The 22,547-nt window shown below is 69.1% G+C and carries 21 protein-coding genes; 12 read left to right on the top strand and 9 right to left on the bottom strand.

The window, feature by feature from the left end; genetic code table 11:
• Positions 1-18: 18 nt before the first annotated feature.
• Positions 19-1,296: an HlyC/CorC family transporter gene (locus ED208_RS14105; RefSeq protein WP_123212564.1), complete on the top strand. Its 1,278-nt coding sequence runs from the start codon at positions 19-21 to the stop codon at positions 1,294-1,296.
• Positions 1,297-1,299: 3 nt separating this feature from the next.
• On the opposite strand, the gene chrA is transcribed toward ED208_RS14105, so the two are convergent.
• On the bottom strand, positions 1,300-2,601 hold the full coding sequence (gene chrA / locus ED208_RS14110; protein ID WP_123212565.1) for a chromate efflux transporter: 1,302 nt from the start codon (positions 2,599-2,601) through the stop codon (positions 1,300-1,302).
• 55 nt (positions 2,602-2,656) lie between these two features.
• On the opposite strand from chrA, the gene ED208_RS14115 reads away from it, so the two are divergent.
• Entirely contained in the window at positions 2,657-3,208 is a 552-nt protein-coding gene (locus tag ED208_RS14115) for a redoxin family protein (protein ID WP_123212566.1), read from the top strand.
• A gap of 10 nt (positions 3,209-3,218) precedes the next feature.
• Here ED208_RS14115 and radA read toward each other — a convergent pair whose 3' ends face one another.
• On the bottom strand, positions 3,219-4,583 hold the full coding sequence (radA, locus tag ED208_RS14120) for a DNA repair protein RadA (protein WP_123212567.1): 1,365 nt from the start codon (positions 4,581-4,583) through the stop codon (positions 3,219-3,221).
• Positions 4,584-4,667: 84 nt separating this feature from the next.
• Here radA and ED208_RS14125 point away from each other — a divergent pair, with 84 nt between their 5' ends.
• The 3 genes from ED208_RS14125 to ED208_RS14135 are packed head-to-tail and all read left to right on the top strand — an operon-like array spanning position 4,668 to position 8,844.
• Positions 4,668-7,322, top strand: coding sequence for a CHASE2 domain-containing serine/threonine-protein kinase (locus ED208_RS14125; RefSeq protein ID WP_233575075.1), 2,655 nt, complete (start codon positions 4,668-4,670; stop codon positions 7,320-7,322).
• Between the two features lie 3 nt (positions 7,323-7,325).
• Positions 7,326-8,147 carry a Stp1/IreP family PP2C-type Ser/Thr phosphatase gene (locus ED208_RS14130; protein ID WP_123212568.1) on the top strand — a complete coding sequence of 274 codons (822 nt, stop codon included), beginning with the start codon at positions 7,326-7,328 and terminating at the stop codon, positions 8,145-8,147.
• 16 nt (positions 8,148-8,163) lie between these two features.
• The gene (locus ED208_RS14135) at positions 8,164-8,844 is read left to right on the top strand and encodes an FHA domain-containing protein (RefSeq protein WP_123212569.1); all 681 of its coding nucleotides are present in this window, start codon (positions 8,164-8,166) and stop codon (positions 8,842-8,844) included.
• 62 nt (positions 8,845-8,906) lie between these two features.
• On the opposite strand, the gene ED208_RS17160 is transcribed toward ED208_RS14135, so the two are convergent.
• From ED208_RS17160 to fliE, 7 genes are all read right to left on the bottom strand, one after another.
• Complete coding sequence (locus ED208_RS17160) at positions 8,907-9,860, bottom strand: flagellar hook-length control protein FliK (RefSeq protein WP_148044766.1); 954 nt, start codon at positions 9,858-9,860, stop codon at positions 8,907-8,909.
• A 350-nt stretch (positions 9,861-10,210) separates the two neighbouring features.
• Positions 10,211-10,678, bottom strand: a complete 468-nt coding sequence (fliJ, locus tag ED208_RS14145; RefSeq protein WP_158608571.1) for a flagellar export protein FliJ — start codon at positions 10,676-10,678, stop codon at positions 10,211-10,213.
• A complete protein-coding gene (fliI, locus tag ED208_RS14150; protein WP_267897953.1) occupies positions 10,675-12,045 on the bottom strand; it encodes a flagellar protein export ATPase FliI in 1,371 nt (456 codons plus the stop codon). The genes fliJ and fliI overlap by 4 nt, the downstream gene beginning before the upstream one ends.
• Before the next feature lie 197 nt (positions 12,046-12,242).
• Positions 12,243-12,854, bottom strand: a complete 612-nt coding sequence (locus ED208_RS14155) for a FliH/SctL family protein (protein WP_123212573.1) — start codon at positions 12,852-12,854, stop codon at positions 12,243-12,245.
• A complete protein-coding gene (gene fliG, locus ED208_RS14160; RefSeq protein WP_366512241.1) occupies positions 12,854-13,840 on the bottom strand; it encodes a flagellar motor switch protein FliG in 987 nt (328 codons plus the stop codon). The genes ED208_RS14155 and fliG overlap by 1 nt, the downstream gene beginning before the upstream one ends.
• 67 nt (positions 13,841-13,907) lie before the next feature.
• A complete protein-coding gene (gene fliF, locus ED208_RS14165) occupies positions 13,908-15,659 on the bottom strand; it encodes a flagellar basal-body MS-ring/collar protein FliF (protein ID WP_123212575.1) in 1,752 nt (583 codons plus the stop codon).
• 15 nt (positions 15,660-15,674) lie between these two features.
• The gene (fliE, locus tag ED208_RS14170; protein ID WP_123212576.1) at positions 15,675-15,995 is read right to left on the bottom strand and encodes a flagellar hook-basal body complex protein FliE; all 321 of its coding nucleotides are present in this window, start codon (positions 15,993-15,995) and stop codon (positions 15,675-15,677) included.
• 327 nt (positions 15,996-16,322) lie between these two features.
• Between fliE and rlmB the strand changes: the two genes are divergently transcribed.
• The 7 genes from rlmB to flgK all read left to right on the top strand — a co-directional run bounded on the left by rlmB (position 16,323) and on the right by flgK (position 22,545).
• Entirely contained in the window at positions 16,323-17,093 is a 771-nt protein-coding gene (rlmB, locus tag ED208_RS14175; RefSeq protein WP_123212577.1) for a 23S rRNA (guanosine(2251)-2'-O)-methyltransferase RlmB, read from the top strand.
• A gap of 122 nt (positions 17,094-17,215) precedes the next feature.
• Complete coding sequence (flgB, locus tag ED208_RS14180) at positions 17,216-17,611, top strand: flagellar basal body rod protein FlgB (protein ID WP_123212578.1); 396 nt, start codon at positions 17,216-17,218, stop codon at positions 17,609-17,611.
• Positions 17,608-17,994 carry a flagellar basal body rod protein FlgC gene (gene flgC / locus ED208_RS14185; RefSeq protein WP_123212579.1) on the top strand — a complete coding sequence of 129 codons (387 nt, stop codon included), beginning with the start codon at positions 17,608-17,610 and terminating at the stop codon, positions 17,992-17,994. The genes flgB and flgC overlap by 4 nt, the downstream gene beginning before the upstream one ends.
• A gap of 13 nt (positions 17,995-18,007) precedes the next feature.
• Complete coding sequence (locus ED208_RS14190; RefSeq protein WP_123212580.1) at positions 18,008-18,667, top strand: flagellar hook assembly protein FlgD; 660 nt, start codon at positions 18,008-18,010, stop codon at positions 18,665-18,667.
• Positions 18,668-18,704: 37 nt separating this feature from the next.
• Positions 18,705-19,922 carry a flagellar hook protein FlgE gene (gene flgE / locus ED208_RS14195; protein ID WP_123212581.1) on the top strand — a complete coding sequence of 406 codons (1,218 nt, stop codon included), beginning with the start codon at positions 18,705-18,707 and terminating at the stop codon, positions 19,920-19,922.
• Between the two features lie 31 nt (positions 19,923-19,953).
• A complete protein-coding gene (flgF, locus tag ED208_RS14200; RefSeq protein WP_123212582.1) occupies positions 19,954-20,697 on the top strand; it encodes a flagellar basal-body rod protein FlgF in 744 nt (247 codons plus the stop codon).
• 6 nt (positions 20,698-20,703) lie between these two features.
• Complete coding sequence (flgK, locus tag ED208_RS14205) at positions 20,704-22,545, top strand: flagellar hook-associated protein FlgK (RefSeq protein ID WP_123212583.1); 1,842 nt, start codon at positions 20,704-20,706, stop codon at positions 22,543-22,545.
• Positions 22,546-22,547: the final 2 nt, after the last annotated feature.

Raw genomic sequence — 22,547 nt, forward strand, 5'->3', positions numbered from 1 at the left:
CACCGGCTGTAGCCGCACTTGAACGAATTGTCCCTGGGCCTGGAGATGGCGCTCCTGGTCTTCCTGCTTGCTCTTTCGGCGTTTTTCGCGGCCTCGGAAACCGGCCTGATGACGCTGAACCGCTACCGCCTGAAGACCCGCGCCCAGCAGGGCGACCGTGGCGCCAGGCTGGCGCAGAAGCTGCTGGACCGGCCCGACCGGCTGATCGGTCTGCTGCTGCTGGGCAAGAACTTCTCCGACAACGCCGCCACCGTGGTCGCCACCCTGGTCGCCATCGAGCTGTTCGGCGATAACGAAGTGGTGCTGGGCATCACCACCGTGAGTCTGACCGTGGTCATGCTGGTGTTCTCCGACGCCGCGCCGAAGACCCTGGCGGCGCTGTATCCGGAGCGGGTCGGCATTCCTTCCGCCTACATCAACTACCCGCTGCAATGGCTGCTGACGCCGGTGGTATGGACGGTGAGCCTGCTCAGCAACGGCGTGCTGCGCGCCATCGGCGTGACCAAGGAAGACGCCGCCACCCACTCGCTGTCCACCGAGGAGCTGCGCACGGTGGTGGTCGAAGCCGGCGCGATGATCCCGCAGCGCCACCAGCGCATGCTGCTGTCGATCCTCGATCTTGAGCACGCGACGGTCGAGGACATCATGATCCCGCGCAACGAGATCATCGGCATCGACCTCTCCGAGCCCTGGGAACAGATCCACGAGGTGATCGTCGCCAGCAGCCACACCCGGCTGCCGGTGTTCAACGGCTCCATCGACGACCTGAAAGGCGTGGTGCACCTGCGCAAGCTGGTGCGCGCCGCCGCCCAGGGTCAGCTCAACCTCGACAGTCTGATGGGGCTGGTGCGCGATCCCTACTTCATCCCCGAGGGCACGCCTCTCAACCAGCAGTTGCTCAACTTCCAGGACCAGAAGCGGCGCATCGGCTTCGTGGTCGACGAGTACGGCGACATTCAGGGCCTGGTGACGCTGGAAGACATCCTGGAAGAAGTGGTCGGCGAGTTCACCAGCGACCCAGCCACCCGCCAGAAGCACGTGACCCTCGACCACGACGGCTCCGCACTGGTCAGCGGCAACGTCACCATCCGCAGCCTCAACCGCAGCCTGCAATGGAAGCTGCCCACCGACGGCCCGAAGACGCTCAACGGTCTGGTGGTGGAGCAGCTCGGCGACATCCCCAAGACCGGGCGCAAGCTGCGCATCGCCGACTACGAGTTCGAGATCATCGAGGCACGCGCCAACGCGGTGAAGACCGCGCGCATCCGGCCGGCGCCCAGCGAAGAACTGCTCTAGAACCTAGAGCCAGATCCAGCCGAGCACCGCGCTCAGGGCCAGCAGCGGCACCACGCCCAGCCAACCGCGCACCAAGGCCAGCAGACCGAGAGAGGCCAGCAGCGCCGAGCGGGCATCGAAACCCGAGGCCGGCCAGAACTGCTGTACCGCCAGCACCACCGCCAGGTGGGCGATAGCCGCCAGGACCACCGCGCCGATGGCACTCAGCGGCGCGGTCAGCGCACTGAAACTGCGGCTGCGCTCCACCCAGGGCGCGCCCAGCAGGATGAACAGGAAGGACGGCAGAAAGGTGAAGAAGCTCGCCACCAACGCGCCGGCGATACCCGCCGCCCAGTGCTGCTCGACACCCGCCGCGCCGAGGTAGCCGATGAAGGCGACCACCATGATCAGCGGCCCCGGCGTGCTCTCCCCCAGGGCCAGGCCGTCGAGCATCTGCGGCGCGCTGATCCAGCCATAGGTCTGCACCGCGTTGTGGAACACATAGGGCAGCACCGCATAGGCGCCGCCGAAGGTCAGTAGCGCGGCCTGGGTGAAGAAGGCCGCCATGTCGGTGAGCCGGCCCTCCGCGCCATCCAGCAGCCGCAGCAGTCCCCATACCGCCAGGCCCAGCCCCAGGCCCAACAGGGCGATGGCCAGCAGGCGGTGGGGACGAATCTCGGCATGCGCCGGCGTCGGGCTGTGATCGTCGATCAGCGCCGGCCGCCGCTCCTCGGCCAAGGCCGGCGTCGCCGCAGGCGCGGCAAAGGCGTCGCGCCAGAGCCAGCCGCAGAGCGCTGCCAGCGCCAGCAGCAAGGGAAAGGTCCAGGCTTGGACCGGCAGCAGGCTCAGTACCGCGAACGCGAGCAGCGCCAGCCAGCGCGCAGGCGGGCGCCGCAGACTGCGACTGCCAACCCGCCAGGCAGCGTGGGCGATGACGGCGATCACCGCCGGCTTGACCCCGGCCAGCAGCGCGGCGGAGGCGGTGCTGCCCAGCGCCAGATAGGCCCAGGACAGCGCGATCAGCAGCAACAATGAGGGCAGTACGAACAACAGACCGGCGGCAATCCCACCACGCACGCCGTGCAACAGCCAGCCCAGATAGGTCGCCAGCTGCTGGGCTTCCGGGCCGGGCAGCAACATGCAGTAGTTGAGTGCGTGAAGAAACCGGCCCTCGGAGATCCAGCGCCGACGTTCCACCAGTTCCTGGTGCATCAGCGCCACCTGCCCGGCGGGGCCGCCGAAGCTGATGCAGCCCAGTTGCAACCAGTAGACCAGCGCACGGCGGAAGCGCGGCGCCTCGGGCGCCCCGGCTTGTTCAGGAGTCATCGGACCACGGCAGGTTGAATTCGCGGGCAGGGCGGTCTTAGTCTGCACGCGCCCCATGAAGCTGATATTGCCCTTCCTCGCCGGCATCGCCACCGCCGTGACCGTGTCGCTGTACTTCCGACACCCTTCGGCGGAGGCGACGGCGCAGGGCGCGCCCCGCTTCGCACCCAACTTCCCCAGCCAACAGGCCGAGGACTGGCTCAACTCGCCGCCGCTGAGCTGGCCCGCCCTGCGCGGCAAGGTGGTACTGCTGGCGGTGGTCGCGCCGGCCTGCATCGACTGCGCGAACTCCCGGCCCTGGCTGACCTCCTTGCTGGAGCGCTACCGACACCGGGGTTTGCGGGTGATTGTCATCGGCTCGACCGACACCGGCGCTGGCGCAGCGCCCTCGCCCGACCCCGCCACCGGCTACGGACCGGAATTCCCGGTGCTGCTGGATGCCGGCGCCGCTTACAGCCGCCAGCTCGGCAGCCCGGACCGGCCGGCCTGGTATCTGATCGGCAAACACGGCCTGATCCGGGGGCTGTTTGTCGGCGAGACCCTGGAAGACAGCCGCCAGGCCCAGGCCATCGAAGCGGAGCTGGAACAGCTACTGCAAGAGCACTGAGCGGCCGGGCCTAGATCAAGCCCAGCGCCTGGTCGAGCCGGCCCACCGGCAGCACCTCCAGATCAATCGACGTTGCCTTGCGTGGGCGGTTGCCCTCGGGGACGATGGCGCGCTTGAAGCCGTGCTTGGCGGCCTCGATCAGCCGCTCCTCGCCGTTCGGCACCGGCCGGATCTCGCCGGCCAGCCCGACCTCGCCGAAGATCACCAGATCATTGGCCACCGCCTGGCCTCGGAAGCTGGACAGTGCCGCCACCAGGAGCGGCAGGTCGGCGGCGGTCTCGGAAATCTTCATGCCGCCGACGACGTTGGCGAACACGTCCTGATCGCCGAGCGCGATGCCGGCGTGGCGGTGCAGCACCGCCAGCAGCATGTGCAGGCGGTTGCCTTCCAGCCCCAGGGTGACCCGGCGCGGATTGCCGAGCGCGGAGGAATCGACCAGCGCCTGCACCTCCACCAGCAGCGGCCGGCTGCCCTGGCGGGTGACGGTGATGACGCTGCCAGGCACCGGCTGCTCGTGGCGCGACAGGAACAGCGCGGACGGGTTGCTGACCTCCTTCAGCCCGGCATCGGTCATCGCGAACACGCCCAGCTCGTTGACCGCGCCGAAGCGGTTCTTGATCGCCCGGATGATGCGGTAGCGACTGCCGACATCCTGCTCGAAGTACAGGACGGTATCGACCATGTGTTCCAGCACCCGAGGGCCGGCAATGGCGCCTTCCTTGGTGACATGGCCGACCAGGATGATCACGCAGCCGCTCTGCTTGGCGTGGCGCACCACCTGCGCCGTGGTCTCGCGCAGCTGGCTCACCGAGCCGGGCGCGGATTCCAGGCTGTCGGTATAGAGCGTCTGGATCGAGTCGAGCACCACCAGGCCGGGCTTCTCTCGTGTGAGCACACCGAGAATCTGCTCGACGCTCGTTTCTGCCAGCACCGGCAAATCCAGGCGCGGCAGGCCGAGGCGCCGGGCACGCAGATGCACCTGGGTGAGCGACTCCTCGCCAGTGATGTAGAGCGTCTTCAATCGCCCTTCCACCGCCGCCAGCACCTGCAGCAGCAGGGTGGACTTGCCGATGCCGGGGTCGCCGCCGATCAGGATCACCGCCCCCGGCACCAGGCCGCCGCCCAGCACCCGGTCCATCTCGGAGAGCTCGGTGGCGACGCGCGGCGAGTCCTCGGCCGAGACCTCGGAGAGCCGCTGCACCCGGCCGTCGCCCGCGAGTCCAGCCATGCCGCCGCTGCGGGCACTGCGCGGCGTCGCCGACACCGTTGCCTCGACCAGGGAATTCCAGGCTCCGCAGTCGCCGCACTGGCCGGCCCATTTCGGAAACTGGCCGCCGCATTCCTGGCACACGTACGCGGTCTTAATCCTGGCCATGGGGCGTGCTGCAAGTCATGTCTGGGGCTCGGAAATCTGGGTTAGTATCGGTTTCATTACAACGCAAAAAGTTGGGAGCGTCGCGTGAAAGAGCGCCTCTGGACCAAAGACTGGTTCGCAGCTCTGGCCTTTTCCCTGCTGTTCGCCGTCCTGGCTTATGGCGTCTTCGGCTCCGGCTTCCAGGGCCTGGAGCGTGCCGCCTACGATCTAGGCGTGCGCGGGCATGAGCGCCAGCCCTCCGACCGCATCGCCATCGTCGCCATCGACGACGACTCCATCGCCAAGCTGGGCCGCTGGCCCTGGCCACGGGTCCGGCAGGCGGAGCTGCTCGACCGCATCAACGCCGGCCAGCCCAAGCTGGTGGTCAACACCGTGCTCTACCTGGAGCCGGAGCAGGGAGCCGCCGGCGATGTGCAGGGCCTGGCCGACTACCTCGCCACCTCGCCCTTGCAGGGACAGATCCCGGCCGAGATCGAGACCTTCGGCATCATGCTGCACGACGCCGCCGGCCATTCGCCGGAAATCGCCCAGATCGCCAAGGCCTATCAGGACTCGGCGCTGACCAAGACCTATGTCGATGCCATCAACGAGCTGATGGCGCGCATCAAGGCGCTCGGCGGCGGCGCCTCGCCGGACGCCACTCTCGGCAGCTCGCTGGCCGCGAGCCACGGCGTGCTGCCGATGCTGTTCCACCTCGGGCGTCCCCAGGGCCTGCCGGACAAGCCGCTGCCCGACTATGTGCAGCGCGAGGCGCTCACCAGCATCGTTGACCGCGTCGATGCCCGCGCTTCCGGGCAGTTGCCGGTGCCCACCATCGCCGTGGTGCCGCCAATCGCCACCCTGGCCGCCGCCGCCGCCGGCCTCGGCCACCTCAACATCACCGTCGATGAGGACGGCGCGGTACGCCGCACGCCGCTGGTGCTGCAGTACTACGACAGCTTCTTCCCCTCGCTGTCGCTGCGGACCGCCTCGCTGGCGCTCAACCTCAAGCCCTCGGACATCGAGGTGCGCCTGGGTGAAGGCGTGCAACTGGGCGGCCTCAACCTGGGCACCAATCCACAGTTGATGCTCTACAGCCAGTTCTACGCGGACAAGGACGGCGCTCCCGCCTTCCGCACCGACTCCGCCTATGACGTCTACGCCGGCAAGATCCCGGCCGACAAATACAAGGACAAGATCGTCCTGCTCGGCACCACGGCGGCGGCCACCGGCGACAGCTTCGCCACCCCGGTCTCGCCTTCGACCGCGCCGGTGACCCTGCTGGCGCATGAAATCTCCAGCATCCTGCAACAGGACTATTTCACCCGTCCGGGGTGGGCGCGCATCGCCGAATTCCTGCTGTTCCTGTCGCTCGCGGCCTATCTGGCGCTGGCGGTGCCGAGGCTCTCGGCCGGTCTCGCCGCAGGCATCACCATCGGCCTGGCCCTGGCGCTGTTCGCCACCGAGTATTTTCTGATGACCGGCCCGGCGCTGTGGCTGAAGCTCACCGTGCCAAGCCTGTTCGTGCTCACCGGCTACGGCTTCATGCTGCTGAAGCGCTTCAACCTCACCGAAAAGCTGAAGTTCGCCAGCGAGACCGAATCCGCCGAGTCCAACAAGATGCTGGGTCTCGCCTTCCAGGGCCAGGGCCAGCTCGACATGGCCTTCGACAAGTTCAAGCGGGTGAAGCCGGTCGACGACAAGCTGCTCGACCTGATCTACAACCTGGCGCTGGACTTCGAGCGCAAGCGGCAGTTCAACAAGGCCGAGGCGGTGTACCAGTACATCGCCGGGAACAACAAGGACTTCAAGGACGTCCAGGCCAAGCTCAATCGCGCGAAGAAGCTGTCGGAAACCATCATCCTCGGCGGCGCGATGGGAGCCACCACCGCCGACGGCACCATGATCATGGCCGGCGGCGGCACCGAGAAGCCGATGCTCGGCCGCTACCAGGTGGAGAAGGAACTCGGCAAGGGCGCGATGGGCGTGGTCTACCTGGGCAAGGATCCGAAGATCGGCCGCATGGTCGCGATCAAGACCATGGCGCTGTCGCAGGAATTCGAGGCCGACGAGCTGGACGACGTCAAGGCGCGCTTCTTCCGCGAGGCGGAGACCGCCGGGCGCCTGAGCCACCCCAACATCGTCTCGATCTTCGACGCCGGCGAGGAACACGATCTCGCCTACATCGCCATGGAGTTCGTGAAGGGCCACGACCTCACCAAGCACACCAAGCCCAATCTGCTGCTGCCGGTGCCGGAGGTATTGCGGATCATGGCCGATGCCGCCGATGCGCTCGACTACGCGCACAGCAACAGCGTCGTGCACCGCGACATCAAGCCGGCCAACATGATGCTGCTGGACGGCAGCCAGGTGATCAAGCTGATGGACTTCGGCATCGCCCGCATCGCCGACTCCAGCAAGACCAAGACCGGCATGGTGCTGGGCACGCCCAGCTACATGAGCCCGGAGCAGCTGGCCGGCAAGAAGGTGGACGGCCGCAGCGACATCTTCTCGCTGGGCGTCACTACCTACCAGTTGCTGACCGGCTCCCTGCCCTTCCTGGCCGACTCGATGGCGACCCTGATGTACAAGATCGCCAACGAGACGCACGCCTCGCCGTTGGTGGTGCGCCCCGACCTGCCGCCGGAGATCGTTGCGGTGATCGACAAGGCCCTGGCCAAGAACTTCGAGCAGCGCTACCAGCGCGGCAGCGAGTTCGCCCGCGAACTGCGCGAACTGTTGCGCAAGCTGGGTAGCTGAGCCGTGGCGCTCAAGGACAAGGTCTCGACCGCCCTGCTCAGCGACGTCGGCAGGGTCCGCAACAACAACGAGGACGCCCTCGACGAGGACCAGGACCTCGGCCTGCTGGTGCTGGCCGACGGCATGGGCGGCTACAACGCTGGCGAGATCGCCAGCGGCATCACCATCGCCACCGTGGTCGACACCGCGCGGCGCGAATGGAAGAACCTCAAGCCGGGCGAGATCGACCAGAGCAGCGGCTACAGCGTCGAGGCGCTGATGCTGCGCCATGCGGTGGAGACCGCGCACACCACCATCTACCACGTCAGCCAGAGCCAGCCGCAGTGCGCCGGCATGGGCACCACGGTGGTGGCCTGCCTGTTCCACGACGACCGCCTGTCGATCGCCTACGTCGGCGATTCGCGCCTGTACCGGCTGCGCGGCGAGCGCCTGGAGCAGATCACCCGCGACCACTCCCTGCTGGAAGAGCTGATCGCCCGTGGCCACTACACCCGCGAGGAAGCCAGCAAGCTGGTGCGCAAGAACATCGTCACCCGCGCGCTCGGCGTCGAGCCGGAGGTGGCGGTCGACTTGATCGAGGAGACCGTCGAGGTCGGCGACATCATCCTGATCTGTTCGGATGGCCTCACCGACATGGTCGATGACGAGACCACGCGCTTAACGCTGCTACGGTTTGCTGATAACCTGCCAGAGGCTGCAAAGGCGCTGGTGGATACCGCCAATGAGCGCGGCGGAAAAGACAATGTTTCGGTCGCGCTGGCGCGGGTCAACGGCAGTTTCGCCCGCGGTCGGCGCTGGTATGAGCGGCTGTTAGAGTGGTTTTAGGAGCTAGGGAATAATCATGGGCAAGCTCATCGTCACCGAGGCCGACGGCAAGAGCCGCGAGCTCGCGCTCGACAAGGAGCGCGTCACCATCGGCCGTCACGCCGATAACGACATCGCACTCAACGACAAGGCGGTTTCCGGCCACCACGCGGTGGTCATCACCATCCTGTCCGACTCCTTCCTGGAAGATCTCGACTCCACCAACGGCACGCTGGTGAATGGCAAGCAGGTCGCCAAGCATCCGCTCAGCCACGGCGACAGCATCACCATCGGCCGCAATACCCTGGTCTACGAAAGCGAGCAGACCGGCGATGGCGAGGACTTCGAGAAGACCATGATCCTGCGGCCCGGCCAGGTGGCCGCCGCCATGGGCACCCCGCCACCCGCGCCCGCTGCGGCTGGCCTGCCCAGCAGCGGCAACGCGCCGCTCAATGGCCGTCTACGGGTCGATAGCGGCTCCAGCGCCGGCAAGGAGCTGGAACTGACCAAGGCGCTGACCACCATCGGCAAGCCGGGTATCCAGGTCGCCGCCATCACCAAGCGTGCCGATGGCTACTACATCGTCCACGTCGGCGGCGCCGCCGGCAGTAAGCGGCCTCTGGTCAACGGTGCCGAGATCGACGCCCAGGCACGGCGCCTCAACCCTGGCGACGTGGTGGAGCTGGCGGGCACCAAGATGTCCTTCCTGCTCGGCTAATCGCGGCTTCGCGGCAGCACGACGGCAGCCCTCGGGCTGCCGTTTTTGCTTCCGGTCGCCGCTCAGGCGTAGTGGTCGAACAGACCCCGCAGGCGTCGCGGTGGTGGTAGCGACGGCGCCTCAATCCGGTCCGGCTCCGCAGAACCGGTGCCCCGGTCGGTCTGCCAGGCCGGTGGCGCGTAGCCGCGCGATTGCGGGTCCTGGCTGAACACGCTGGCCTGGGACAGGCTCAGGCCGCTGTCGCCGAGCAGTTCGCGCAGGCGCGGCAGCGCCTCGCTCAGCAGCTCGCGGGTCGTCGCCTGCGCCGCGCCCATGTGCACCTGCACACGGCCATCGTGCACCCGCACCTGCAGATCAATGGCGCCAAGATCGTCCGGGGCCAGGGCGATGCGTGCCTCCTGGACTTCACGGCCCAGATGCCAGCTGATCTGGCTAGAGAGCTGCTCCGGCCAGTCGCTGCGGGCGGTGTTCACCACCGGCGTGGGCATTGGCGCCGACGCCGGCTCCAGCCTTGGCACCGCCGCGCCGCCGGCGCTGGTCACCGGCAAGGCGAACGGCAGCTCGCCAGCGCCTTGATTGCCGCTCACCGGCGACGCCGCCTCCGCCGGGACCACCGCCCGGCCGCCCTCCACCACCGCGCCCAGTGTCTGGTCGGCCGGCTGGGTCGCTGCTCCGGGCAGCGCGGTGCCGGCGCCGACGGCGGGGATCGCGGACTCTGCGCCCGCTGGCGCCAGTGGGGACGCTGCCAGACCCTGCAAGGCGTCCCTGGCCGCGACCGCCGGCCCCGGCGTCGGGGTGGGGATCGGTGGCCTAGCCCAGGGACTATGAATCTGTAGCAGCAGAGTGCTGGCGGGATCGTTGGTCACTGGTGCCTGGCTGCCCGCCTCCGGCTTACCAGCCGTCGCCGGCGCTGGCAGCGTGGCAGACGGCGGCACCGGCTCGCCAGCGGCGGGCTCGGTGGCCTCGCCGGCACGCAGCGCCATCGGCGTCGGCGCCCGGCAGGCGGTCTTGCCCACCAGAGGCCGTGGTCGAGCATCGGCGGCGGCCGCTCCAGGCTCGGATGCGGAAGCGGGATCCGCTGGGGCCGCCGGGTCGGCGCCCGGTGGCTCCGGCGGCGCGGCGGGGGCAAATGGCATCGTGCCGCTGGCCGTGGTCGGCGCCTCGGAGGGAGCGGGAGCGGCGGAGGGAGCGGGAGCGGCGGAGGCAGAAGTAGCAGCGGCCGGGCCTGCGGCGGGCGGTGCGGCAGCGGCACCCTGACCGGCAAGCAGACTGGCGAAGCCCGGCCCTGGCGGCGCGGCGGTCGCGGTAACCGCCTCGCCGGACGAAAGCTTGGGAGCGGCGCCCGGCGCGGCGGCGGTCGCCGCGATCATGCGCTGCCGTCGGCCGCCAGCAGACGCCGCGCCATGTAGCCGCGCACCGCGTTCTCGTCCATCTCCCGGCCCTGGCGACGGGCGTCCTTCTGCCGCGCCTCCTGGGCAGTCTGGGCGATCAGGCGATCCAGCTTCTCGACCTCGCGGTGGGTGGCGAGCCAGTGCGCGCGCGCCTGATCCACCTCCTGCACGCTGCCGGCCAGGCGCTCGGTCTGGAAGCGCACCGCCTCACGCAGCCGCGCCAGAAACGCGGCGTTGTGGCGCAGGTTGTTGACGCCGGTGGTTTCCGGCAATGGCCGCTCCGCGTACTCGGCCTCGTAGCGGCAGAGCTCGGCGTGGCGGCTCTCGGCCTGGGCATGACGGCGCAAGGCCTCCGCCAGCAGTTTGGCGGCCTGATCCTCCAGGCCGGCGGCGCGCTGGCGCAGCGGTTCGAAGCGGTTCAATCCGGGCAGCGGGGAAGTCATGTGGCGGGACCCTGGTCGAGCAGCGCTTGCAGCTGCGCCAGACTTTCTCCAAATCCCGCGCCAGCCTGGACATCCTGGCTGAGGAACTTCTCGATCAGCGGCCATAGCGCGATGGCGGCGTCGGTGCGCGGATCACCGCCTTTCTGGTAGGCGCCGATGGCGATCAGATCGCGGTTGCGCTGGTAGGCGGAGAGCAACGCACGCAGGCGCCGCACCAGCTGTTGCTGTTCGCGGCTGGTGCAATCGTTGGCGACGCGCGAGATCGAGGCCTCGACGTCGATGGCCGGATAGATGCCGCCCTCGGCGATGCGCCGCGACAGCACGATGTGGCCGTCGAGGATGCCGCGCGCAGCGTCGGCGATCGGGTCCTGGGGATCGTCGCCTTCGGTCAGCACGGTGTAGAAGGCGGTGATCGAGCCGGAGCCCTCGGGACCGTTGCCGGCGCGCTCCACCAGCGCCGGCAATTTGGCGAACACGCTGGGCGGGTAACCGCGCGTGGTCGGCGGCTCGCCGATGGCGAGTCCGATCTCGCGCTGCGCCTGGGCGTAGCGGGTCAGCGAGTCCATCAGCAGCAGCACGTTGAGGCCACGGTCGCGGAAGTGCTCGGCCACCGTGGTCGCCAGCGCCGCACCGTGCAGACGCTGCAGGGGCGAACGGTCGGCCGGGGTGGCGATTACGCAGGCGCGCGCCAGACCTTCCGGGCCGAGCGAATGCTCGACGAAATCGCGCACCTCGCGGCCGCGCTCGCCGATCAGTCCGACGACGATGACATCGGCGGCGGTATAGCGGGTCATCATGCCGAGCAGTGTCGATTTGCCGACGCCGGTGCCGGCGAACAGACCCAGACGCTGGCCGCGCCCCACCGTCAGCAGCGCATTGAGGGCGCGCACGCCGACATCCAGCGGCTCGCGCACCGGCGCGCGCTCGAAGGGATTGATACGCCGGCCGGACAGTGGCGCGCTGGCCTCGCCGCGTGGCTTGGGGCGGCCATCGAGGGGATCGCCCTCGCCGTCCAGCACCCGGCCCAGCCAGTCGTTGCCGACGCTCACGCGCGCCACCCGCCGCAGGGGCACCACGCGGGCGTGCGGAGCGATACCGGCGAGATCGCCGATCGGCATCAGGTGCACGCGGTCGCCGGCGAAGCCGACCACCTCGGCCTCCAGCGCGGCACCGTCGATGTCGACCACCCGGCAGCGGCTGCCGATCTGCACCTGGCAGCCGACCGCTTCCAGGGTCAGGCCGACGACCCGTGTCAGGCTGCCCTCGACGGTCATCAGCGGCGCCCGGCTCAGCACCGGCAGTTGTTCGCGCAGGCGCTGCGCCAGACGGTGCTGGCGCTCGCGGTTGAGCTCGCTGGTCGCGCTCATGGTGCAGTACCGCATGCCGCATTTGTTCCCCTCTCCCCTCGTGGGAGAGGGTGGCCCGAAGGGTCGGGAGAGGGGGCGCGCCGCAGGCGCGTCGAGAGCCTGCGCCCAATGCGCCTGCGGCGCGCCCCCTCTCCCCTAGCCCCTCTCCCACCAGGGGAGAGGGGAAATTGAGCGCTTTTGGCGAGACTGTTCACGACCTACTCCTGGCCCAGCAGCTCGTGCGCCAGACCGGCGGCACGGGCGTCGAGGCTGGCGTTGACGGTGGCGTGCTCGCTGCTCACCCGGCAGCCGCCGGGCAGCACGTCGCCATCGGCCACCAGCGACCAGCCGGCGCCGCTGATCTCGCTGCTCAGCACCTCGGTGAGCGCGCCGTAATCCTCGGGCGCGACGTGCACGCGCAGCGCACGCGGCACCGAGCCGAGCACGGCGGCGGCATCGCGTACCACGGCGGCGACCCGCGCCGGCTCCACCGACAGCTCCTGCTGGGCGATGCGCCGCGCCGCCTCCAGGGTCATCGCCACCAGTACCCGTTCCAGCTCGGCATCGAGCGCACCCAGCGGCGTCGCCAGGGCGTCGAGCACGGCCCGCACCCGGGCGGCCTGCGCCTCGGCGGCGGCGAGGCCGGCGGCGCGGCCCTGGATCTCGCCCAGTGCGAAGCCGCGCGCGGCAGCCTCGGCCTCCAGCTCCGCCAGCCGGGCGGCGGTGGCGGCGGGATCGGGCATCGGCGGTGGCGGCTTGGGCGCCTCGAAGCTGGGCAGCACCCAGCGGGTGGCGCGGGCACCGTGCTCGCTGGTCCAGAGCTCGGACATCAGACGAAGTCCTCGCCCTTGCCGCCCAGCGCGATGCCGCCGGATTCGGCGAGACGGCGGGCGGTGGCGAGGATGTCCTTCTGCGCCACCTCGACATCGGAAATCTTCACCGGGCCCTTGGCCTCCATGTCTTCCACCAGCATCTCGGCGGCGCGCTTGGACATGTTGCGCAGCAACTTGTCCTTCACCTTCGGATCGGCGCCGCGCAGGGCCAGCGCCAGGGTGTCGGTGCTGATCTCGCGCAGCAGGGTCTGGATGCCGCGATCATCGACGTCGGCGAGATTGTCGAACACGAACATCAGATCCTGGATGCGCTGGCCGAGATCCTCGTCGACGCCCTTGATGGTCTCGGTGAGCTTGGCCTCGGTGCCGGAGTCGAGCAGGTTGAGGATGGTCGCCGCCACCTTCACGCCGCCGACGCTGGAGGCCTTGATGTTGGCGGTGCCGGTGAACTGCCGCTCCATGATCTCGTCCAGCTCGCGCAGTGCCTGCGGCTGGATGCCGTCGAGCGTGGCGATGCGCAGCACCACGTCGGACTGGATGCGCTCCGGCAGGTTGACCAGCACCTCGGCCGCCTGGTCCGGGTCGAGGTAGGACAGCACGATGGCGATGATCTGCGGATGCTCGTTGCGGATCAGCTCGGCGACCGCGCGGGTCTCCATCCACTTCAGCGCCTCCAGGCCCTTGGAGTTGCGGCCGAGCAGGATGCGGTCGATCAGGCCGCCGGCCTTGTCCTCGCCGAGCGCCTGCACCAGTACCTTGCGCACGTAGTCGTCGGCGCCGACGCCCAGCGAGGTCTGGCTTTCCAGGTTGGCGACGAAGCCCTGCAACACCGACTCCGCCTGCTCGCGGCTGACGCTGGAAAGATTCGCCATCGCCTGCCCGAGCCGCTGCACGTCCTTGGCGCCGAGATGACGCAGCACCTCGGCGGCCTCGTTCTCGCCCAGCGACAGCAGCAGGATGGCGGCGCGGTCGGTGCCCGACAGCTTGGTCTCGGCGGTGGGAGCGGAGGCGGCATCGGCCATGGTGGGTCTCGTGAGTGGCGTTGGTTGGCTATTCCTGCGCGATCCAGGCGCGCATCACCTGGGCGACGCGCTTGGGGTCTTCGCGCACCGCCTGGCGGGCGCGTTCCAGACGCTGGTCGTAGACGCTGGCGGCGGGCGCGGGCAATGGCAGCTCGTCTTCGCCCTGCGCCAGCGCCGGTACGCCCTGGCCGGGCAGCGCCGCCAGCGTGCCGGGAACGCCGGCGGCAACCTCCGGCGGCGCCAGCGCCGCCAGTTGCTCGGGCGTCAGCACCTTGCGGTCAGGCCCGCCGAACAGATTGCGCATCAGCGGACGCACTACCGCGATGATCAGCACCAGCAGCACCAGCGCGCCCAGCGCCTCGCGGGCGACATCGCGCAGCTCCGGCCGTTCCAGCAGCGGCAGTTCCGGCTCGACATAGGCCTCGGTGGGCGCGAACGGCGCGTTCTGCACGGTGACGCTGTCGCCGCGCTGGGCGTCAAAGCCCACCGCCTCCTTGACCAGCGCCTCCATGCGGCTCAGCTCCTCCGGCTTGAGCGCGCTCGGCACCATGCCGCCCTTGCCGTCCGGGCGCGGCAGGTAGTCCACCAGCACCGCCACCGATAGCCGCTGGATGCGTCCCGGCGCCTGCTTGCTGTAGCGCACGGTCTTGTCGATCTCGTAATTGCGGCTGCTGCTGCGGCTCTGCGGGCCGCTGGCCTCGACGCCACTGCCGGCGGTGGCGGCAGGCACTGGCGGCGTCGGCGCGGTGCTGGCGACGGGACTGTTGGGATCGCTGGCGGCGGGAGCTGCGGCGGCGACCGGCGGTGCGACTTCCGGCGGCTTGTTGCTGGTCGCGCCCGGCACACCGCGCGCCGCGACCGCCGCATCGCGCTCCTCGCGGGTCTGTTCGCTGCGGATCGCCTGCGGGTTCGGCTGGTACTGCTCTTCAGTCTGTTCGGCGGCGGTGAAGTCCATGTCGGCCACCACCTGGGCGCTGATCCGGCCACTGCCGGTAAGCGGCCGCAGAATCTCCTGCACCCGCCGGGTGTAGTCGTCCTCGACCCGGCGCACGTGCTCGAACTGGCTGGAGGTGAGCGCGCCGGCGCTGTCGCGGCTGTCGTCGGTGAGCAGGTCGCCGGCCTGGTCCACCACGGTCACCGCCGACGCCGGCAGCTCCGGCACGCTGGACGACACCACATGGACGATGCTCGCCACCTGCTGCGCGGTCAGCGTGCGGCCGGGGTGCAGCTCCACCAGCACCGAGGCGCTGGGTGTGGAGCGGCCACGGGCAAAAGCCGAGGCCTTGGGAATGGCCAGATGCACGCGCGCGCTCTTCACCGGTTGCAGGGCGCTGATGGTGCGTACCAGCTCGGTTTCCAGCGCATTCTGGTAGCGCGCGCTCTCGATGAACTGCGAGACGCCGAAGCCCTGCTCGCCACGGATCGCCTCGAAGCCAACGCCGCCGGCCTTGGGCAGCCCCTGGCCGGCCAGCTTCAGCCGCGCCGCGCGCAACTGCGCCGCCGGCACGGTGAGCGCGCCGGTATCGGGGTCGACGCGGTTCTCGATGCCGGCGGCGGTGAGTGCATCGGCCATCAGCGCCACGTCCTGCTCCGGCAGACCGGAATACAGGGGCTGGAAGCCCGGCGCCCGCGACCACATGAACAGGCTTAGTCCAGCGGCGATTGCCGCCGCCAGACCGGTGAGCAGCAGCAGCTGGCTCAGGCCCGGGATGGCGCGGACGCGCTCGCCCAGCGAGCGCAGGTTGTCGGGTTGGTCGGGGGTGAGTACGGCGTCGCGCATGGCTTAGCTCGCGGCTCAGATCGGCATGTTCATGATGTCCTGGTAGGCGGCAACCACGCGGTTGCGCACCTCCACCGCCGCCCGGAAGTTCACCTGCGCGCGGGCGCCGGCGATCATCACCGAGGCCAGGTCCACCGACTTGTCGCCCAGCTCGAAGCGGGTGGAGAGGTCCGCCGCCGCGTTCTGGGCGCCAGCGACGCCGTCCACCGCCTTGCCGAGGGTGTTACTAAAGTCTGCGAGCGCCTTGCCGTTATCGGTTGCAGCGGGAGCACGCGCCGAGGCCGCATTGAGTGTGCGGATCTGGGCGAGAACCTGGTTGATGCCGATGTCGTTCATTGCGGGCCCTGGAGGCGCGGGTTTGAGCGGGCCTGGAGCAAGTCCCGGACCAGACGGGGTGTCGGCTCCTTGACGGGGTTTGTGTAAGCCTTGAGGCCGGACTGATGGCGCTGGGGTCCGGCCCGAAGCGAGTGTCTGTGCTTCGCGCGTTCGCGCTCTGCTTTGTTCGTGCTGTTTGAGGTCTTCTTTTCGCCAATAGGCGAAAAGAAACTCTCAAACCCTGCACACCTAAACGAGCGCGAACGCGCGAACCACAGCCCAGCAGCCGGCCAAGAGCGCACTCCAACAAGTCCAGCACCCATCAGCGCCAGCCATTAAACTGCGCACATGTCCGAAACCTATATTGGCGGCTTCCATGCCGTCACCGCCGCTCTCGAAGACGGCGAGAAACAGCCCCGCGAAATCCTGGTCGCCGACGCCCGCCGTGACTCGCGCATGGCCGCGCTGCTGTCGCTGGCCGCGCGTCGCAAGGTCACCGTGCGCACGGTTTCCAAGGACCAGCTCGACCTCTACGCCCCCGGCTTGCGCCACCAGGGCGTGATCGCGGCGGTGCCGGCGGCTGATTTTCAGGGCGAGGACGCGCTGGAAGTGCCGGCGACGCCGGACCGGCTGGTGCTGGTGCTCGATGGCGTGCAGGACCCGCATAACCTCGGTGCCTGCCTGCGCACCGCCGAGGCGGTGGGGGTCACCGCCGTCATCATCCCCAAGGACCGCGCGGTCGGCCTCACGCCGGTGGCGCGCAAGGCCGCCGCCGGCGCCGCCGAGCGGGTACCGGTGGTGGCGGTGACCAACCTCACCCGCGCCCTGGAACGGCTCAAGGAGCTGGGCTACTGGATCACCGGCCTGGCCGGCGAGGCCGATGAGCTGCTCTACCAGGCCGACCTCACCGGGCCCACCGTGATCGTCATGGGCGGCGAAGGCGATGGCCTGCGCCGGCTCACCCGTGAAACCTGCGACAAGCTGGTGCGCATCCCGATGGTCGGCGAGATCGAGAGCCTCAACGTCTCGGTGGCTGCTGCCGTCTGCCTGTACGAGTCCTTCCGCCAGCGTCAGGCGGCCGTCGCCAAGACCAAGAAGCCGCCCGCCCGGCGCAAATAGGCGTTCGTCGGCGCGACCTTCAAGGTCCGCGCCGGGAAGCCGTCACCGCCGCCCGGAAATTCCGGGCACGGGACTTGAAGGAGCCCCTCCGACCAGACCCTTTCGGCTGACGGAGGTGCCCCATGTCCGACCCGCTCTTCGGCGTCCACGCCGCGGCGCTGACGCTAGGCCGTCAGCGGATGGACGTGCTCGCCAGCAACCTGGCGAACGCCGACACCCCGCATTACCAGGCCAAGGACATCGACTTCGAGCGCGCGCTCGCCGCGCAGACCGCCGTCGCCGACGCCGAGCGCCTGAGCGGCAGCGACGCCCGCCATCTGAGCACGCCCGGCGAGGGCGGCGAGGCCGAGACGGTCTGGCGGGTGCCCTTGCAGCCGTCCGCCGACGGCAACACCGTCGACGCCCAGATCGAACAGGCGCAGTTCGCCGACGCGGCCCTGCGCTACCAGGCCAGCCTGAATTTCCTCGACGGTCGGGTGCGCTCGCTGATGACCGCCATCACCGGACAATCCGCATGAGCCGCTTCCCGGTGTTCGATGTCGCCGGCTCGGCGCTGGCGGCGCAGTCGGTGCGCCTCAACGCCACCGCCTCCAACCTCGCCAATGCCAACAATCTGGCCGGCTCGCCGGAGGCGGTGTACCGCGCCCACGAGCCGGTGTTCCAGGCGGTGGATGGCGGTGTGCGGGTGCAGGAAGTCCGCGAGGACGCGCGCGAGCCGCAGAAGCTCTACCAGCCCGGCCATCCGCTGGCCGACTCCGAGGGATACGTCTACGCGCCCAACGTCAACGTCGTCGAGGAGATGGTCAACATGCTCTCCGCCTCGCGCAGCTACCAGAGCAACATCGAGGTGTTCAACACCACCAAGGATCTGGCGATGCGCACCCTCACCCTGGGCAAGTAAGCAAAGGACTCCCATGACCAGCAGCGTCGGCAGCTACGAGTCACTCGGCCTCGGCACGGCCGTGCAGAGCAACAAGAAGAGCGAGATCGGCCAGGCCGACTTTCTCAAACTGATGACCACCCAGTTACAGGCGCAGGATCCGTTCAAGCCGATGGATTCCAGCCAGTTCCTGGGGCAGATCGCGCAGTTTTCGCAGGTCTCCGGCCTGCAGACGCTCAACAGCGCCTTTTCCAATCTGGCCAGCAGCCTCACCGCCAACCAGACCTTGCAGGGCGCCTCCCTGGTCGGCCGCGAGGTTCTGGTGGCCGGCAACCGACTGAGCCTGGGCAGCAGCGGCGGCGCCGGTGGCGCCATCGAGGTGCCGCAGTCCGGCTGGCTGTCGGTGAGCATTACCGACGCCAGCGGCCAGGTGGTGCGCCACATCGACTACGGCAGCCAGCCGGCCGGTCGTGGTGACTTCGCCTGGGACGGCCTCGACGACGACGGCAATCGCCTGCCGGCGGGCAGCTACAAATTCCAGGCCCAGGTCAGCAGCGACGGCGGCGGCAGCGTTGCCGCCAGCACCTTCGTGCTCGGCCAGGTGATCGGCGTGCAGCCTTCCGGTTCCGGCCTGCAGATCGAGGTCAGCGGCCTGGGCACGCTGCCGCTCTCGCAGATCGAACGTATCCAGTAAACACCGTCCCCATCCCTTTCCCCGCAGGAGGCACCTCATGTCCTTCAACTTCGCGCTCAGCGGCCTCAATGCCGCTTCGTCCGACCTCAACGTCACCGCCAACAACATTGCCAACGCCAACACCATCGGCTTCAAGAACAGCCGCGCTGAATTCGGCGACGTGTTCTCCGCCACCTCCTATGGCCTGGCGCGCACTGCCAGCGGCAACGGCACCCGCTTGCAGGACATCCGCCAGCAGTTCAAGCAGGGCAACATCAACTACACCGAGAACACCCTCGACCTCGCGGTCAGCGGCGAGGGCTTTTTCACCGTGCGCGGTGAGAAGGGTGTGGCCTACACCCGCGCTGGCGCCTTCGGGGCCAACGACGACGGCTATGTGGTGAACAACGCCGGCCAGCGCCTGCAGGTGTTCCCGCCGCTGGTCGGTGGCGGCTTCGATACCGCCAGCCTCGGCGATCTGCGTCTGGGCACTGCCAACAGTCCGCCGAAGTCCAGCAATCTGCTGGAAGTGGTGGCCAACCTGCCGGCCAATGCCAGCGCGCCCACCGTCACGCCGTTTTCGGCCAGCGATCCCAGCAGCTACAACCAGGGCACCTCGGTGACCCTCTACGACTCGCTGGGCACCGCGCATCCGGCCAATCTCTACTTCGTGAAGTCGGCCACCGCCGGCGCCTGGGACGTGCACGTCACCGTTGACGGCAACGAGGTCGGCAGCGCTCAGACCGTCCAGTTCTCCGGCACCGGCGCGCTCACCTCGCCGGCCAGCGGCCAGCTGAGCCTGGCGACGGTGACGCCGAGCAACGGTGCCACCCCGCTCAACCTGACGCTCGACGTCAAAAAGCTCACCCAGTACGGCAACAGCTTCTCGGTTTCGCGCCTCACTCAGGACGGCTACGCCGCTGGCGAGCTGACCGGCCTCAACATCAGCGACGAGGGTGTGGTCGAGGGCAGCTATTCCAACGGCCAGAAGATTCCGCTCGGCAAGGTGGCGCTGGCGATGTTCAGCAATGCCCAGGGCCTCAAGCAGCTGGGCGACACCGGCTGGGCCGAGACCATCGACTCCGGCCCGGTGCTGCTCGGCTCGGCCGGCACCGGTTCCTTCGGCCAGGTGCAGTCGGGCGCGCTGGAGGCGAGCAATGTCGACCTCACCGCCCAGCTGGTGAACATGATCACCGCGCAACGCAACTTCCAGGCAAACGCGCAGATGATCCAGACCAGCGATTCGATCACCCAGACCATCATCAACATCCGCTAGCGCGGACGCCGCGCCTGGAGTGCATTGAGCCATGGACCGCGCCCTCTACGTCGCCCTTTCCGGCGCCACCCAGACCCTGCGCGCCCAGGCCGCCAACAACCACAACCTGGCCAATGCCAGCACCACCGGCTTCAAGGCCGAGCTGGTGGTGGCCGATGCCCTGCAGGTGGGCGGTGAGGGCTTTGGCAGCCGGGTCAACGCCCGCAGCCTCGACGCCGGCATCGACAGTCGCGCCGGCACCCTGCTCAGCACCGGCCGCGAGCTGGACGTGGCGCTGGGCGCCGACGACTGGCTGGCGGTACAGGCCGCCGATGGCCGCGAGGCCTATACCCGCGCCGGCGAACTGCAGGTGGATGCCGACGGCCTGCTGCGAACCCGGGGCGGCCAGGAAGTATTGGGAGAGGGTGGACCGATCCAGATCCCGCCCAACTCCCAGCTCAGCATCGGCAGCGACGGCAGTGTCTCGGTGATCCCCCTGGAGCAGACCGGCGGTACTGCGGTGACGGTTGGACGGCTCAAGATCGTCAGCGCCGCGCCGACACAGCTGACAAGGGCCGGCGACAACCTGTATTTCGCCCGCGAGGGCGTGCCGCCGCTGGAAGCCAGCGGTAGCGCCAAGGTGGTCGCCGGGGCCCTGGAAAGCAGCAACGTCAACATCGCCGAGTCGATGGTGACGATGATCGAGCTGGCCCGGAACTTCGAGTTGCAAACCCGCGCGATGAAGTCCGCTGATGAAAACGCCCAGCAGGCGGCCAGCCTGTTGCGCATGAAGTGAGATGCCATGGCTGACATTCTCAACATCGGGTCCTCGGCGCTGCTGGCCGCGCAGCGCGGCCTGGAGGTGACCAGCCACAACGTCGCCAACGTCAACACCCCCAACTATTCGCGGCAGCGCATCGAGCAGTCCTCGCGCATCGGCAACTTCGACAGCAGCGGCGGTGTCAGCGTCGACCTCACCCGTCGGCTCAACGACGCGGTGCTGGAAACCCGGCTGGTGCGCAGCAGCAGCGAGACCGCGCGCCTCAGCAGCTTCGATGCGATGGCGCAGCGCGTCGACAGCCTGCTGTCCGACCCCGACACCGGGCTCTCCAGCAGCCTCGACAGCTTCTTCTCCTCGCTCTCCAACCTGGCCGCCAATCCGAGTTCGACTGCGGTGCGGCAGAGCACGCTCGGCACCGCGCAGTCGCTGGCCGACCGCTTCAACAGCCTGCACGGCGAACTGTCGTCGCTGGACGCCGAGGTCGACCAGCGGCTGCGCATCGCGGTCGGCACGCTCAACGACCAGACTGCAGCGCTGGCCAAGCTCAATGCCCGCATCGCCAGCTCCGGCGCCAATGCCTCGCCCGACCTGCTCGACAGCCGCGACAAGCTGGTGCAGGACATCGCCGGGCAGTTGCAGGTGAGCACCGTGCGCCAGGACGACGGCAGCCTGAATCTCTACACCGGCTCCGGCCAGCCGCTGGTTGTAGGCAGCACCGCCGTCCCGCTCGCCACCAGCACCGACAGCTTCCGTCCCGACCGTATCGAGATCGCCGGCGGCAAGCAGCTGTCCGGCGGAGTGATCGGCGGACTGCTCGATGCCCGCCGCGAACTGATCGACCCGGCGCTGGAAAAGCTGGGCCGGATGGCGGTGGCGATCAGCAGTGCCAGCAACAGCGTGCAGGCGCAGGGCGTGGACCTGAAGGGCAACAGCGGCGCGCCGCTGTTCGTCACTATCGGCGGCGAAGTGCTGCCGGCGACCGGCAACAGCGGCAGCGCCCAGGTCAGCCTCGGCCTCGGCGACAGCGCCAAGCTCACCGGCGGTGACTACCTGCTCCGCTACAGCGGCGGCAGCTGGCAGCTGAGCAACGCCAGCACCGGCGCGGCGGTTGCCCTCAGCGGCAGCGGCAGCGCGCAGGATCCGTTCACCGCCGAGGGCCTGTCGCTGGTGGTCAGCGGCAGCGCCAATGAAGGCGACCGCTACCGGTTGTCGCCGGCGCGCGAGGCGGCGGGTGCACTCAAGCTCAGCCTGAGCGATGCCGCCGGCCTGGCCGCCGCCAGCCCGCTGACCGCCAGCGCCGGACTGAGCAACCAGGGCAGCGCCAAGGCCAGCGGCCTGAGCATCACCGATGCCAGCAACCCGGCGCTGAAGACGCCGGCCAGCATCGTCTTCACCAGCGCCAGCACTTATCGCATCGACGGCGGTGCCGAGCAGAGCTGGAGCGCCGGCAGCACGATCACGGCCAATGGCTGGAGCTTGAGCCTGAGCGGCAGCGCGGCCGCCGGCGACCAGTTCAGCCTGGCGCCCACCGGCGCCGGCAGCGGCGACAACCGCAATGCCCTGGCGCTGTCGGGGCTCTCCAGCAAGAAATTGCTCGATGGCGGCAGCAGCAGCCTGGTCACCGCCAACAGCAATCTAGTCACCCAGATCGGCTCCACCGCCGAGCGGGTGAGTGTCGCCAAGACCGCCGCCGAGGCCCTGCAGGTGCAGGCGCAGGGCGAGCGTGACTCGCTGTCCGGCGTCAATCTCGACGAAGAGGCCGCCAACCTGATCCGCTATCAGCAGGCCTACCAGGCCGCCGCCCAGGTCATCGCCACCGCCAGCGCCGCCTTCGAGTCGCTGCTGGCGGCGGCCCGGAGCTAGTC

It is taken from the genome of Stagnimonas aquatica (assembly GCF_003730135.1).
GTDB classification, from domain to species: domain Bacteria; phylum Pseudomonadota; class Gammaproteobacteria; order Nevskiales; family Nevskiaceae; genus Stagnimonas; species Stagnimonas aquatica.

What these genes read in the sequence shown, in the direction of transcription:
- ED208_RS14155 (WP_123212573.1), bottom strand. Translation starts at nt 12,854, where the DNA reads ATGTCCGAGCTCTGGACCAGCGAGCACGGTGCCCGCGCCACCCGCTGG.
- ED208_RS14190 (WP_123212580.1), top strand. Translation starts at nt 18,008, where the DNA reads ATGACCAGCAGCGTCGGCAGCTACGAGTCACTCGGCCTCGGCACGGCC.
- ED208_RS14135 (WP_123212569.1), top strand. Translation starts at nt 8,164, where the DNA reads ATGGGCAAGCTCATCGTCACCGAGGCCGACGGCAAGAGCCGCGAGCTC.
- fliJ (WP_158608571.1), bottom strand. Translation starts at nt 10,678, where the DNA reads ATGACTTCCCCGCTGCCCGGATTGAACCGCTTCGAACCGCTGCGCCAG.
- fliI (WP_267897953.1), bottom strand. Translation starts at nt 12,045, where the DNA reads ATGAGCGCGACCAGCGAGCTCAACCGCGAGCGCCAGCACCGTCTGGCG.
- flgE (WP_123212581.1), top strand. Translation starts at nt 18,705, where the DNA reads ATGTCCTTCAACTTCGCGCTCAGCGGCCTCAATGCCGCTTCGTCCGAC.
- flgK (WP_123212583.1), top strand. Translation starts at nt 20,704, where the DNA reads ATGGCTGACATTCTCAACATCGGGTCCTCGGCGCTGCTGGCCGCGCAG.
- chrA (WP_123212565.1), bottom strand. Translation starts at nt 2,601, where the DNA reads ATGACTCCTGAACAAGCCGGGGCGCCCGAGGCGCCGCGCTTCCGCCGT.
- radA (WP_123212567.1), bottom strand. Translation starts at nt 4,583, where the DNA reads ATGGCCAGGATTAAGACCGCGTACGTGTGCCAGGAATGCGGCGGCCAG.
- fliF (WP_123212575.1), bottom strand. Translation starts at nt 15,659, where the DNA reads ATGCGCGACGCCGTACTCACCCCCGACCAACCCGACAACCTGCGCTCG.
- flgF (WP_123212582.1), top strand. Translation starts at nt 19,954, where the DNA reads ATGGACCGCGCCCTCTACGTCGCCCTTTCCGGCGCCACCCAGACCCTG.
- flgC (WP_123212579.1), top strand. Translation starts at nt 17,608, where the DNA reads ATGAGCCGCTTCCCGGTGTTCGATGTCGCCGGCTCGGCGCTGGCGGCG.
- rlmB (WP_123212577.1), top strand. Translation starts at nt 16,323, where the DNA reads ATGTCCGAAACCTATATTGGCGGCTTCCATGCCGTCACCGCCGCTCTC.
- ED208_RS14115 (WP_123212566.1), top strand. Translation starts at nt 2,657, where the DNA reads ATGAAGCTGATATTGCCCTTCCTCGCCGGCATCGCCACCGCCGTGACC.
- flgB (WP_123212578.1), top strand. Translation starts at nt 17,216, where the DNA reads ATGTCCGACCCGCTCTTCGGCGTCCACGCCGCGGCGCTGACGCTAGGC.
- fliE (WP_123212576.1), bottom strand. Translation starts at nt 15,995, where the DNA reads ATGAACGACATCGGCATCAACCAGGTTCTCGCCCAGATCCGCACACTC.